Source organism: Streptomyces sp. RLA123 (genome assembly GCF_056270165.1).
Genome location: NZ_JBWDOR010000003.1, coordinates 4,304,941 through 4,317,723, shown reverse-complemented (window position 1 = coordinate 4,317,723; position 12,783 = coordinate 4,304,941). Strand labels below are relative to the sequence as shown.

Genomic DNA, 12,783 nt, shown 5'->3' with positions numbered 1-12,783 from the left:
GAGTCACGTCCGCTCAACTTTAGCGCCGACCCTGCGCGCATGGCCGCCCGCGGAGCGCGACGGCGGCCCGTCCCGCCCCGGTCCGGCGCCGGCCGCCGACCGGGCAAGGCCGCCCTCAGCGACACAGATCACCGGCGGCGCGGCTGCGCACGCGCGCCGATACTGGGTACCCTCAGGAGAACCACATAAGTTACTGCTTAGTAGCCAGCCGGGCAGTCGGCCCGCGCCTCCGCTCTCGCAGGCCCGAGGAGCCCTGAAATGCAACTCGCCGCGATCATCGTGTCGCTGGTACTCGCCGTGGTCGGCGTGGCGCTGTTCAGCCGAGCCATCGCCCAGATCTACCGGTTCGTACGACTCGGCCAGAACGTACCCGCGGGCACGCGCACCGACGACTGGCGCGCGCGCACCCTCACGGTGGTCCGGGAGTTCCTGGGGCACACCCGGATGAACCGCTGGGGCGTGGTCGGCGTCGCGCACTGGTTCGTCGCCGTCGGCTTCTTCTCCCTCGTCCTCACCCTGGTGAACGCCTTCGGGCAGCTCTTCCAGGCCGACTGGGCGCTGCCGGTCATCGGCCACTGGCTGCCGTACGAGGTGTTCGTCGAATTCATCGGCCTGATGACGACGCTCGGCATCCTCACGCTGATCGTCATCCGCCAGCTGTCGCTGCCGAGCCGGGCCGGGCGCAAGTCCCGCTTCTCCGGCTCCAACCTCGGCCAGGCGTACTTCGTCGAGGCCGTCATCCTCATCATCGGCCTCGCGATCATGACGCTGCGCGGCCTGGAGGGCGCCCTGGCGGGCGTGCACGGCTACGAGGCCGCCTACTTCGCCTCGTACCCGCTGGTCGCGGCCTTCAAGGGGCTGAGCGTCACGACGCTGCAGAACCTGGTCTACCTGACCGCGATGATCAAGATCGGCACCTCGTTCATCTGGATGATCACGGTCGCCCTCAAGACCGACATGGGCGTCGCCTGGCACCGTTTCCTGGCCTTCCCGAACATCTGGTTCAAGCGCAACGCCGACGGCGGTGTCGCGCTCGGCGCCCTGCTGCCGATGACCTCCGGCGGCAAGCCGATCGACTTCGAGGACCCGGGCGAGGACGACGTCTTCGGCGTCAGCCAGGTGGAGCAGTTCGCCTGGAAGGGCATCCTCGACTTCTCGACCTGCACCGAGTGCGGCCGCTGCCAGTCGCAGTGCCCCGCCTGGAACACCGGCAAGCCGCTCTCCCCCAAGCTGCTGATCATGTCGCTGCGCGACCACGCGCACGCCAAGGCGCCCTACCTGCTCGCCGGCGGCGGCAAGACCATGGAGGGCGAGGAGAAGGCGTCCGAGGAGCAGCTCGCGGCTGTCCCTCCCGCGGCCCTCGCCGAGGCCGAGCGCCCGCTGATCGGCACCGCCGAGGAGAACGGCGTCATCGACCCCGACGTCCTGTGGTCCTGCACCACCTGCGGCGCGTGCGTCGAGCAGTGCCCCGTGGACATCGAGCACATCGACCACATCGTCGACATGCGCCGCTACCAGGTCATGATCGAGTCCGCGTTCCCGTCCGAGGCGGGCACGATGCTCAAGAACCTGGAGAAGAAGGGCAACCCCTGGGGCCTGCCCAAGAAGCAGCGCCTGGCGTGGGTCAAGGAGGTCGACTTCGAGGTCCCCGTCGTGGGCGAGGACATCGAGGACCTCACGGAGGTGGAGTACCTCTACTGGGTCGGCTGCGCCGGCTCCCTGGAGGACCGGGCCAAGAAGACCACCAAGGCCTTCGCCGAGCTGCTCAACATCGCGGGCGTGAAGTTCGCGATCATGGGCGGCGAGGAGAACTGCACCGGTGACTCCGCCCGCCGCCTGGGCAACGAGTTCCTCTTCCAGCAGCTCGGCGCCGAGAACGTCGCGATGCTGAACATGGCCTTCGGCGAGGACGACGAGGACGCGAGCACCAAGCTCCCCGCCTCGAAGAAGAAGATCGTCGCCACCTGCCCGCACTGCTTCAACACCCTGGCGAACGAGTACCCGCAGCTCGGCGGCGAGTACGAGGTCATCCACCACACCCAGCTGCTCCAGCACCTGGTCGACGAGGGCAGGCTCGTCCCCGTCACCCCGGTCGAGGGCGTCATCACCTACCACGACCCCTGCTACCTGGGCCGCCACAACAAGGTCTACACACCGCCGCGCGAGATCATCGCCAAGGTGCCGGGGCTGCGGAACGAGGAGATGCACCGCCACAAGGAGCGCGGCTTCTGCTGCGGCGCCGGCGGCGCCCGCATGTGGATGGAGGAGCGGATCGGCAAGCGCATCAACAACGAGCGCGTCGACGAGGCCCTGTCCCTCAACCCGGACATCGTCTCCACCGCCTGCCCGTTCTGCCTGGTGATGCTCTCGGACTCCGTCAACGGCCGGAAGAACGAGGGCAAGGCCAAGGAGACGCTGCAGGTCGTCGACGTCGCCCAGCTGCTGCTGGACTCCGTCAGGACCCCGCTCGACCCGGACGGCGCGCAGGAGACGGCCGTGGAACCGGAGCCCGAGCCCGCGAAGTAGGCGGGCCCGTCCCTCACATCGCAACGCCGGTGGGCGCGTACGGAAGTCCGTACGCGCCCACCGGCGTTGTGCGGGGCGGCCTGGTACGGGGCCGTCAGCCGCCGATCCCGGCCTGCCGCAGCAGCAGCGCGAAGGACGCCGGGTCGAACAGCTTCTGGAGGTCGGCCTGGGACACCGCCTCGCCGTCGATCGTGACGTACGGGGTGCCCGTGGCACCGCTCTTGACGAACGCGTCCTCGGAGGCGGTGACGAAGTCCCGGTAGGACCCCTTGCCCACGGCCTGGTCGAAGGCGGCGCCGCGCAGCCCGTCGACACCCTCCGCGAGCTTCAGCAAGTACGCGTCGGTGAAGCCGTCCTCGGTCTCGCTGGGCTGGTGGGCGTAGAGCGTCTCGTGGTACGTCGTGAAGGCGCCCCTGCCGGCCTCGACGGAGGCACGCAGGGCGTTCCCGGCCCTCAGGGAGCCCTCGCCGCCCAGCTTCTCGTCGAGGAACGAGGCCAGCGTGTACTGGATCCGGATCCGGCCGTCCGCCGCCAGCGCCGCCAACTGCGGTCCGGCCGCCTTCTCGAAGGCCTGGCAGATCGGGCAGCGCGGGTCCTCGTAGACGTGGACGGTCTTCGGCGCCGCCGGGTCGCCGACGGTGATCGTCGTGCCGTCGGCCTCCATACGGGCCGGCAGTCCGGCCAGCACCTTCGCGTCGGGCGCGGTCGGCACATTGGACGCGGAGCCCTGGCCGGCGGTGTCGCCCGCCGGTGAGGCCGAGGGCGCAGGGGAGCCCGCGGAATCGGTCGTCAGCAGGCTGCACGCCGACAGCGAGAGAGTCAGCAGCCCGGCGGCGGCCGCCCCGGCCGCGACGCGGGCGCTGACCCGCACGGCATGACGCACGCGGGGGCGTGCTGCGTTCGGTACAACCCTGATGGCCATCGGCGGTTCCCGTCCCTTCGGATCACGTTGCCCCCGAACGCTAAGCGGTCACAGCCCCGCCCGCGAAACCCGCGCCCCGCACACGGACCGGGCTGCCGGGCCGCCCCCACCTCCCGAAGGACCGGTCGCGGAATCATGAACAGCGAATGAACCCGCGGGTCGCCCGCACAACCTCCGCCTCCGGACAAGCGTCATGTACGCGACGGGCGGCACGGGCGCCGCGCCGTCCCCCCACCGATCCTGCCCGGCCCCCGGCACAAGCCCTGGAGCAGCCCCGTGCACACCACGAAACCCTTCGGCGGGTTCCGTACCTCCGCCGCCGCCCTGGCGGCGACTCTGCTCGCGATCGGCGCCACCATCACCGCCGCCACGGCCCCGGCGACGGCCGCACCCGCGCCCGCCGCCCGCGTCGCCCATGACGACTTCAACGGCGACGGGTACTCCGACCTGGTCGTCGCCGCCCCCGGCGCCACCGTCAGCAAGGCGTCCGCCGCGCGGCTACGTCGCCGTGCTCTACGGCTCCGCCAAGGGCTATTCCACCGCCCGTCGCGCCACCTTCAGCTCCAGCACCGTGGGCATCGCAGGGGTCGCCGTCGCCGGCGACCGCTTCGGCAAGTCCACCGCCTCCGGCGACCTCGACAACGACGGCTACGCCGACCTCGTCGTCGGCATCCCCGGCAAGGACGTCGCGGGCATGACGGACGCGGGCGCAGCGGTCGTCCTGTGGGGCTCCAAGAGCGGCCTCCAGGCGGCCGGCAGCACCTGGCTGCAGGACGGGGCCCCGCAGGTCCACGGCAGCTTCGGAGTGGGCCTGGCGGCCGGCCGCTTCACCGGGGAGGACACCCAGCTGGCCGTCATGACCCACTCGACGGTGTCGACCCACCACGGGGACGACACGGCGCCCAGGCACCTGATGCGCGCCGCCGACGCGGCCTTCAGCTGGGATTCCGAGATCTACGTGGCCGGCGGCCTCACCTCGGGCGACTACAACGAGGACGGTGCCGACGACCTGGTCCTCCTCGGCACCTCGATCGTCGAGGAGAGCATCATCCCCGCCGAGTCGTACGGCGTGGGTCGCCTGCTCGTCGGCGGCCCCAACGGGTTGACCTACAGCCGCAGCATGCGCGGGGGCGCGACGAGTGCCTCCGGCGCGTCCGGCGACATCAACCACGACGGATACACCGATCTCGTCCTCGGTTCACCGGCCGACCGCGACGAGCTCAACGACTCCTTCTTCGACGGCGGCAGCGTACGCGTCTACCTGGGCGGACCAGGCGGACCGGCCCAGGAAGGGAAGTCCGGCAGCCAGGTCTGGACCCAGGACACCGCCGGCGTGCCGGGGACCGATCAGAACGCCGACCACTTCGGCGCGGGCATCTCCCTGGGCGACATCGACGGCGACGGGTACCTGGACGCGGCCATCGGCGCCCCCGGCAACGACATCGGCAAGGCCACCGACGCCGGCACGATCTGGGTCTTCCGCGGTTCGGCCACCGGCCTGACCACGAAGAACATCCACACCTACGGCCAGGACTCCTACCGCGTCCCCGGCACCCCCGAGAAGAAGGACGCCTTCGGCAGCGCGCTCCGGCTCGTCGACGGCAACCGCGACCGCAAGGCCGACCTGGTCGCCGGCGCCCCCGGCGAGGACACCAACGACGGCGGCGCCTGGGTCTTCCCCGGCGCGAGCAGTGGCCTCGCCACCGAACGCTCCTTCTTCTTCAACGGCGCCACGATCAAGGCCCCGTCGCCCGACGCCCGCTTCGGCGAGGCCCTCGCCCCGTAAGCACCCCGTCGGCCCGTCGGCCGTCTGTCACAGCTTGGCCGCAAAGCCCGTCCGGGGGCGGAGGGCTCCGCCCTCCGCCCGCAGGACCGGGTACGTTCGAGGACGTGGCTGGATTCGACAACGGACGCGGACGGGACGGGGACGTGCAGCACCCGCATCAGCAGTACGGCGGACACCCTCAGCAGAACACCCGGCCGGGCGGCCAGCAGCCGCCCCAGTACGGGTTCTCACCGGCCGCCGACGGCGAGCCCGAGTACTTCGGCACGCCGGCACAGCAGCACTCGTACGACAACGACCCCGGACACACCCGCGCCTTCTCCATCGGCGACGACCCGGACTCCTACGACCCGCAAGGGACGCAGCAACCCGACAACATCTCCACCTACCGCGCCGGCCGGACCACCGCGCCCCCGGCCGGCCCGCGGCTGCCCTGGAAGCAGCTGCTCAGCGGGATCGTGATGCGCCCTGCGGCCACCTTCTGGCAGATGCGGGACTACCAGGTGTGGGCGCCCGCGCTCACCGTCACGTTCCTCTACGGGCTGCTCGCCGTCTTCGGCTTCGACACCGCCCGCGAGGACGTGATCGACGCCAACCTCTCCACCAGCATCCCCTGGGTGCTCAGTACCGCCGTCGCGGTCGTCCTCAGCGGCGTGATGCTCGGCGCCGTCACCAACGCCCTCGCCCGGCAGTTCGGCGGCGACGGCGCCTGGGCGCCCACCATCGGCCTCGCGATGCTGATCACGTCGATCACCGACGCCCCGCGCCTGGTCTTCGCGATCTTCCTCGGCAGCGCCAACATGTTCGTCCAGGTCCTGGGCTGGGCCACGTGGATCGGCTGCGCCGCGCTTCTCACCTCCATGGTGAGCAAGTCCCACGACCTGCCCTGGCCGAAGGCGCTGGGCGCGGCATCCATCCAGCTGATCGCACTGCTGGTGCTCTTCAAGCTGCCGGTAATCTGACCGACCACCCGCTTCCGCCGCGGAACGGGCGGGCACCCCGACGGGGGTGCCCGCCCGTTCCGCGTGTCGCCAGGCGCGTATGAGGGAACGGCAAGCCGGTCGAGAACCGCTCGCGCAGTCACAGGAGAAAGGGCTGATCGGTGCCGCGCTGCCCGGCACGAGTCCGCGACACCCGACACCCACGCGACACGGTCCCGGCGGGAAACCCGCGACCCACAGCCTGTGGACCGTCCGTGCGACAGCCGAGGTCAGATCGCTTCCGTGTTCGGCTTGGCCTGTCCTCCCGGCTTACGTACCGGAGGCAGGACACTCCAGGCGTCCTTGACTCTGTACGAGGAGAGGCGAGCGTACGCCACGACACGCAAGCTGTGGCCCGAAGTTGAGATCATCAGTGCTTCCACACCGCTGACGTTGGGCGAGTACGTGGACTCCATCGGCGATGCTCGTCTGGTGATCGATATGCTTGTCGGTGCACTTCAACGGCTGCTGATCTACCCGGAGCAGGGCTTCATGATCAGCCAGCCGGTGCCGGCCGAAGTGATGGCCGCGTACGAACGACTGCGCCAACACGGCTTCACAAGCCGCCTCATCACTACCGGCAGCACGAGGTAACGCACCTTCTGAGTTACCCGTCCGATCGCTGCGGGGTCACGTCCGGTCGCGTGGCTGAGGGAGGCGGTAGCCTCCCCGGCATGTTGAACGACCCTGACGTGTCAGTGGTGCTACGGGGCGGGGTGCAGAATCGTTCCCAGGCTTGGGACTTCGTGCGCTGGTTCGCCGATGCATGGACGGGGTGCCCTCTGCGAGCGGAAGACGGCTGCGCCCAAAACGAGTTGGCTACTGCGGAGGCCGATCTGGGCTTCGAGCTTCCGGCTGCCTTGCGGGAGGGTTTTGAGCTCTTCGGCCAGCGTGACGACCTGACCCGACAGCAGGACCCTCTGGTCCGGCCGACCGGGCTCTACGTCGATGACGCCTTGAACGGTGTCCTGATCTTTCGCCACGAGAACCAGGGATGTGCGTACTGGGGGATTCCGCTGGACGAGATCGAGCAGGAGGACCCGCCGGTGCTGGTGGAATCGTCTGAGGGTTGGATTCCCTTCTTCGATCGGATGTCCTTGGCCTGGGTGGAACTCGTACTCAGCGAGTCGCTCTTCGGAGCGGACAACCACAACCTCTACGACGCCTGCGAGCTCCCAGACACGCTCATGCCGAACCTCCAGGCTCGCTATGTGCGGGTGGACCTGCCTGACCATCCGATGTGGGCGAGCAAAAACGACTCGCCAGTGCGCTGGTACGCAGCTCCCGGCCGACTGGTGCGCCGGGACGGCATCGAGGACGAGTCCTGGATTCACGCCCGCGGACATACGCCTGCCGATCTCGAAGCCATTCGAGCGGAGCTCCCTGGGCTGTGGGTTCGCTGACTTCAAGCCGAGGCAAGCGGTGTCAAGCATCAGGTGAAGCCACACTCTGTCAACCGAGACAGGACAGTTGCCTCCTGACCAGGCCTGTTACAGGTTTCTCTACCTCATCAAGGCACCCGGCGTCGCTCACGCTCCGCCGGGCGCGCGGCCGACGTCCGGCCGCGCCCACGCTCCAGTCTTCGCCCCGCTCGGCACGGCCGCCCGCCACCGGCCGCCCGCAGGATAGGCCCAGGGGCATGAAGGTGAGAACCTCGGTGGCTGGGGCGGCCGGCGCTCCGATGCTTGTACGGAAGTACTGACACCACATGGCCCGGCAGACCTCAGCGACTACGCCCACACTTCGCGTCGAGGGACCGGGCGTGCCACAGCCGTGCCAGGTGAGGCGGTGCCGAACGGGGACCCACGGGGAACAGCGGTGACGGGGTCACTTTGCCGCAGGTCAGCGTCCCCCCAGGTGAGGCCGGGTCCGCAGCCTCAGTCTTCCAAACTGGGGCTCCAGGATCCGAGCGCCCCGGTGCTTGACTGGCTCGTTGAAACTCCCGGCCAAAGTCGCTACGCCGACTGCGTGGGCAACCCAGCCGGTGTCCGCCCCCGTCGCTAGCATCGCGGCAGTCCCTGGGGAGGAAGCATGAGTTATTCTGGCGATTTTGTTCTAGTTCGTAGCGATTCTTCGTTGCGGGACCTGCCTGTATTCGATGACCCGGAGTGGTGCATCGAGGAGCGTGCCGAATACTTCGACGAGTGCTGGCCGCGCCCCGGTGGCTGGCAGACGCTGCAAGTGAATGACTATCTGCCGGAGAACGACGACGACCGCTGGCTGCACCGGCTGGTCACAGCAACTGGCTCGCCAGTCATGATCGCAAGCGTCATGGACAGCGATGTCTGCTACGTCCGCGGTCTCACTCCGTCCGGGGTGACCTGGTCGACCTTCCTTGATCCGGTGATGGCTGCCGACTACGAAGTGTCGGTGTCGCCGCCTTCGGAGGATGAGGCGCCAAGGGGGGAGACCGACAAAGATAGGAGGGTCCGCTGGTTGCTCGCGGACGTTCCCAAGACGGCGGAGCAGATAGCGGTCTGGGCGGCCGAGGGCGGCTTTACCGCGGATCGGGAAGCACTGCGTGTGGTCCTGACCAAGAAAGCGGAGCCGCTCGTGGAAGACGTCTTCTTCGAGCTGGTCGACGCCTGCGGACTGCCGCCGGCCGAGCCCGTCCGAGAAGACCCCGCAGGCTCGGGCCCCCCCGCGCACCCAGGCCACCGCCCCGACCAGAACTGCCCACGCGGCGCCAGACTGGAAGCAGCGGTGTTGAGCCTTCCCCGCGACGGGTTCCTCGTGTTGGAGTGCGCCGCGGACGCGGACTGCTACGCCCAGGTCTGGCTCCGGCCTGACGGCACCTACGAGCTCGAATATCGTGATCGCAGTCCCGCCGAGCACTATCAGACACGGACACTCTCAGCGGACAAGGTCATCGCAGCTTTGGCGGGCTGGGCGGCGGGCGAGATTGCCTGGCGGGATACCCTCCAATGGAACTCGATCGGCTCCTGGTTCAGCGATTCCTAGCCGAGTCGCAAACAAGCCGGAGGCCACGACGAGTTCGGAGCTTGGGGCCGTCTCTGGGCCGTCCGACGGTAGCCAACGGCGACAGATGACGACAGTCGCCGACGCCCATTCCCCTGGTCAGGGGCGGTGCTCCGAACACCGGCGCAGGTGCTCATCCTCGAACGTCAGTTGAGGATTGACCTTGGGGAGCGGTGATCGTCAGGCGGCGTGAGGATTCACGCCGTGCCGGATCCATACGTTGGGTTCAACGTAGACCGCATGGTCATGTGCGGTGTCACAGTGCACCGGGACGAGGGCGCCGGGCACGCCGATGTCACCGTCGCTGTCGAAGGGCAGACCGGTCCACTGTTGCCACTGGGCCAGAGAGCCGCTGACCGTCATCGACGCCGAAGCGACCTTTACGATGCTGCCACCGGCCTTGACATGTACTCGCAGCCATGGGTCGGTCGGCAATCCGTCGTCGCGCTGTCGGCGGATGTAGTCGGCCATGGGGACGCGCGGTTCGAGGTGCTTGGCTGTGGGACGGACCGGAGCCAACAGCACGTCGTGGTCCTGTCGGCCGACGGCGTCCCGCAGCCCGGCCAGCATGCAGTAGGACAGGCCACGGCCGAGGTATTCGGTGTCTACCGTGATCTCCAGCGCACTGACTGTTGTCGGTGAATGCCCGCGGCGCTGGTCGTGGAACGCCCACACGAGCACCTGGTCCCAGCCCTTGTCCGGCATCTCCTCGCGGCCGTCAAGCTCGGCGTTGAAAGGCACACTCAGCCCACGCGCAACAACACGGCCACCGTCCGTTGCCACTACGCAGTATTGGGGGAAGTTCTCGACCACCCGGCTCAGCAAGGCACCCGCGACCGGATCGTTCGGTATGAAGGCCGGCCAGGTCTCAGCGATCTCGTAGATCCGGGAGGCCAACGACGGCCGCTCGGCGAGCGAGGTGATCACGATGCTGTCCATGTCTGCCATGGCGGGGACCCTGCCACGGGAACACCCCTCGGGGCCAGAAGTTTTGTCTCTCAGCTCCTCTTGCGACGTTGTTTCGTACCTGCCTTCTGGTGGGCGGGTCGACGGACGTGAGTGTCTAACTGCGTGACAACGCCGACGCACAGCGGCGAACAACCGCGGACGTCTGCGGACCGTCGCAGCAGGTGAGAGACAGACCAGCCTGAGGTCAAGCGCCCAGCAAAGTTCCTTCGGGACGAAGAGGCCCAGTGCCCGTTGCGTGCCCGTTACAGCGGGACATAGCGGGGACTCACGGGGAACAACGGCGCCAACCACGCTCCGGCCCAGGTCAGCCATCATCCGCATACGGCGTCTTCCAAACTGGGGCTTCACGTTCCGGTCCGAGAGATGATGTCCCCCGTGGATCACCTTCCTGTAGACGTACGCGCAGCGCTGCGCCTCTTCGCCTTATACATCGCGAATGGCACCCTTGACGTGGATCTCTTGGAGGGCACCGACTACCGGCCTCAGCTCATGGCTTTCGGATCTTCGTTGGAGCAGGTCTTTGCAATCTTCGCCAACGTCCTAGAGGTGGACGAAAATGGGGAAGTGCTGAACCAGGGGGACGCCCAGTACCGTGCCGCGCAATGGGTCCGCTTGCACTGTGATCCGAGCTACCAAGTGAAGCCACCGTTCGAGCCCTGGGAGACCGAGTTGCACTGACGGCGGTACCGCAGCGTTGTACTGCAACCACAGCAACCGATCACGACCGATCTCGACGTTCCAAAGCGCGGAAGCAACCGCAAGGGCCGTAGATGACCGCTTCGCTTAGAGCTACGGATCAGAAGGCGCCATCATGCTTGAGAGCCCCGGTGACGTCCGAGGGCTCCCGAATGACATTCGACGGAAAGCCGCAGATCAGAGGGCTTCCCTGTTCCCCTTGGGTGCCTCTCCGGACTTATGTACTGGAGGCACGACACTCCACGGGAAGTTGATCCAGTCGTCGGTGCGCCGCCACACGTAGTCGCACTTCACGAGCGAGTGCGGCTTCTCGTAGATCACCGCGCTGCGCACCTCGGCGACATGGTCGACGCAGAAGTCGTGGACCAGCTTCAGCGTCTTGCCGGTGTCGGCGACGTCGTCCGCGATCAGCACCTTCTTGTCGGAGAAGTCGATCACGTTCGGCACGGGCGCCAGCATCACCGGCATCTCCAGCGTGGTGCCGACCCCGGTGTAGAACTCCACGTTGACCAGGTGGATGTTCTTGCAGTCGAGCGCGTAGGCCAGGCCGCCGGCCACGAAAACCCCGCCGCGGGCGATCGACAGCACTATGTCGGGCTCAAAGCCGTCGTCGGCGATCGCCTGTGCCATCTCGCGCACGGCGTCGCCGAAGGCCTCGTAGGTCAGGTTCTCCCGCGCGCGTCCGGTCATACGCTCACACCTGCGTCCGGTGGAAGTTGAGGTAGGACCGCGAGGGCGTCGGCCCCCGCTGCCCCTGATAGCGCGAGCCGTGCTTCTCCGACCCGTACGGGAACTCCGCCGCCGACGTCAGCCGGAACAGGCAGAGCTGCCCGATCTTCATACCGGGCCAGAGCTTGATCGGCAGCGTCGCGACGTTCGACAGCTCCAGGGTCACGTGACCCGAGAAACCGGGGTCGATGAAGCCCGCCGTCGAGTGCGTCAGCAGCCCCAGCCGGCCGAGGCTGGACTTGCCCTCCAGCCGGGAGGCGACGTCGTCCGGCAGCGAGATCACTTCGTACGTGGACGCCAGCACGAACTCCCCGGGGTGGAGGATGAACGCGTCGTCCCCCTCGGGCTCCACCAGCCGCGTCAGGTCCGGCTGCTCGACGGCCGGATCGATGTGCGGGTAGCGGTGGTTCTCGAACACCCTGAAAAATCGGTCCAGCCGCACGTCGATGCTCGACGGCTGCACCATGGTCGGCTCGTACGGGTCGACCCTGACCCGTCCGTTGTCGATCTCGGTCCGGATGTCCTTGTCTGAGAGCAGCACACCAGCAGATTACGCGGCAGCAGGGCCCATGGCCGAATCGGCCACGGGCCCCCGCGTCCCGTCCGGCCTGCCTACTTCTCGCCCTCGGCCGGGACCGCGACCGACACCGGCACCACACTCCGCATCCGCGCGCACTGCGGGCACCTGATCAACCGACCCGGGCCCAGCCGTCCGGCTCCCAGGTTCTGCATCGGCAGCGTGGCGGTGCTGAAAACGTGCCCTTCGGCACAACGAACGACGGTGCGATCCATCGCTCCCCTTCTCCCCGGTACCTCAACGACGAAAGCCACATTAGGGGATGAACCCACCCCTGTCCCGCGCGGCACTCCGCCCACCCCGGCCCGGCCAACCGGCCCTCACCGTACGCCCGATCGACCCCAGGACGCACACTCCGCCACTCCGTGAAACACCCCTCCACAACCCCTTCACCAAGGCCCCCAGCCGTGCCCTGACCCACCCTCGACCGGGGGGCGCGCCCCGACAACACGACGACCCCGGAGCGTATGCGTCCGGGGCCGGCCATGGGGTACAGTGTGCAACGACGAGACGCCTCAACGGGCGACTTACGCGGGTGTAGTTTAATGGTAGAACATGAGCTTCCCAAGCTCAGAGCGCGAGTTCGATTCTCGTCACCCGCTCCACCAGAAAGCCCCAGGCC

General features: G+C 68.1%; 11 protein-coding genes, 1 tRNA gene and 2 pseudogenes. 9 read left to right on the top strand and 5 right to left on the bottom strand.

Translation table 11 applies throughout. The features are described 5' to 3' along the window. Positions 1 to 258: 258 nt before the first annotated feature. Complete coding sequence (locus RV983_RS19645; RefSeq protein ID WP_475987062.1) at positions 259 to 2,526, top strand: (Fe-S)-binding protein; 2,268 nt, start codon at positions 259 to 261, stop codon at positions 2,524 to 2,526. 94 nt (positions 2,527 to 2,620) lie between these two features. Here RV983_RS19645 and RV983_RS19640 read toward each other — a convergent pair whose 3' ends face one another. Continuing rightward, a complete protein-coding gene (locus tag RV983_RS19640; RefSeq protein WP_475987061.1) occupies positions 2,621 to 3,409 on the bottom strand; it encodes a DsbA family protein in 789 nt (262 codons plus the stop codon). Between the two features lie 315 nt (positions 3,410 to 3,724). Between RV983_RS19640 and RV983_RS19635 the strand changes: the two are divergent. The 6 genes and pseudogenes from RV983_RS19635 to RV983_RS19610 all read left to right on the top strand — a co-directional run. Next, positions 3,725 to 3,892: pseudogene (locus RV983_RS19635) on the top strand (hypothetical protein); the annotation flags it as partial. After that, complete coding sequence (locus RV983_RS19630; protein ID WP_475987060.1) at positions 3,864 to 5,234, top strand: FG-GAP repeat protein; 1,371 nt, start codon at positions 3,864 to 3,866, stop codon at positions 5,232 to 5,234. The pseudogene RV983_RS19635 and the gene RV983_RS19630, both read left to right, overlap by 29 nt. A 104-nt stretch (positions 5,235 to 5,338) precedes the next feature. Next, the gene (locus RV983_RS19625) at positions 5,339 to 6,193 is read left to right on the top strand and encodes a Yip1 family protein (RefSeq protein WP_475990381.1); all 855 of its coding nucleotides are present in this window, start codon (positions 5,339 to 5,341) and stop codon (positions 6,191 to 6,193) included. Positions 6,194 to 6,523: 330 nt separating this feature from the next. Beyond that, positions 6,524 to 6,805 (top strand): annotated as a pseudogene (locus RV983_RS19620) (YdcF family protein); the annotation flags it as partial. Between the two features lie 80 nt (positions 6,806 to 6,885). Next, positions 6,886 to 7,614 (top strand): SMI1/KNR4 family protein, encoded by a 729-nt coding sequence (locus tag RV983_RS19615; RefSeq protein ID WP_475987059.1) that lies wholly within the window; start codon positions 6,886 to 6,888, stop codon positions 7,612 to 7,614. A gap of 628 nt (positions 7,615 to 8,242) precedes the next feature. After that, positions 8,243 to 9,172 (top strand): hypothetical protein, encoded by a 930-nt coding sequence (locus RV983_RS19610; RefSeq protein ID WP_475987058.1) that lies wholly within the window; start codon positions 8,243 to 8,245, stop codon positions 9,170 to 9,172. 198 nt (positions 9,173 to 9,370) lie between these two features. Here RV983_RS19610 and RV983_RS19605 read toward each other — a convergent pair whose 3' ends face one another. Next, complete coding sequence (locus RV983_RS19605) at positions 9,371 to 10,138, bottom strand: N-acetyltransferase (RefSeq protein WP_475987057.1); 768 nt, start codon at positions 10,136 to 10,138, stop codon at positions 9,371 to 9,373. A gap of 387 nt (positions 10,139 to 10,525) precedes the next feature. Here RV983_RS19605 and RV983_RS19600 point away from each other — a divergent pair, with 387 nt between their 5' ends. After that, a complete protein-coding gene (locus RV983_RS19600; RefSeq protein WP_475990380.1) occupies positions 10,526 to 10,837 on the top strand; it encodes a DUF7677 family protein in 312 nt (103 codons plus the stop codon). A 195-nt stretch (positions 10,838 to 11,032) separates the two neighbouring features. On the opposite strand, the gene RV983_RS19595 is transcribed toward RV983_RS19600, so the two are convergent. The 3 genes from RV983_RS19595 to RV983_RS19585 all read right to left on the bottom strand — a co-directional run bounded on the left by RV983_RS19595 (position 11,033) and on the right by RV983_RS19585 (position 12,376). After that, positions 11,033 to 11,545, bottom strand: a complete 513-nt coding sequence (locus RV983_RS19595) for a phosphoribosyltransferase (protein WP_475987056.1) — start codon at positions 11,543 to 11,545, stop codon at positions 11,033 to 11,035. A 4-nt stretch (positions 11,546 to 11,549) separates the two neighbouring features. Beyond that, positions 11,550 to 12,125: a dCTP deaminase gene (gene dcd / locus RV983_RS19590; RefSeq protein WP_475987055.1), complete on the bottom strand. Its 576-nt coding sequence runs from the start codon at positions 12,123 to 12,125 to the stop codon at positions 11,550 to 11,552. A gap of 71 nt (positions 12,126 to 12,196) precedes the next feature. Continuing rightward, on the bottom strand, positions 12,197 to 12,376 hold the full coding sequence (locus RV983_RS19585) for a hypothetical protein (protein ID WP_475987054.1): 180 nt from the start codon (positions 12,374 to 12,376) through the stop codon (positions 12,197 to 12,199). 316 nt (positions 12,377 to 12,692) lie between these two features. Here RV983_RS19585 and RV983_RS19580 point away from each other — a divergent pair. Beyond that, positions 12,693 to 12,766: transfer RNA gene (locus RV983_RS19580), tRNA-Gly, on the top strand. Positions 12,767 to 12,783: the final 17 nt, after the last annotated feature.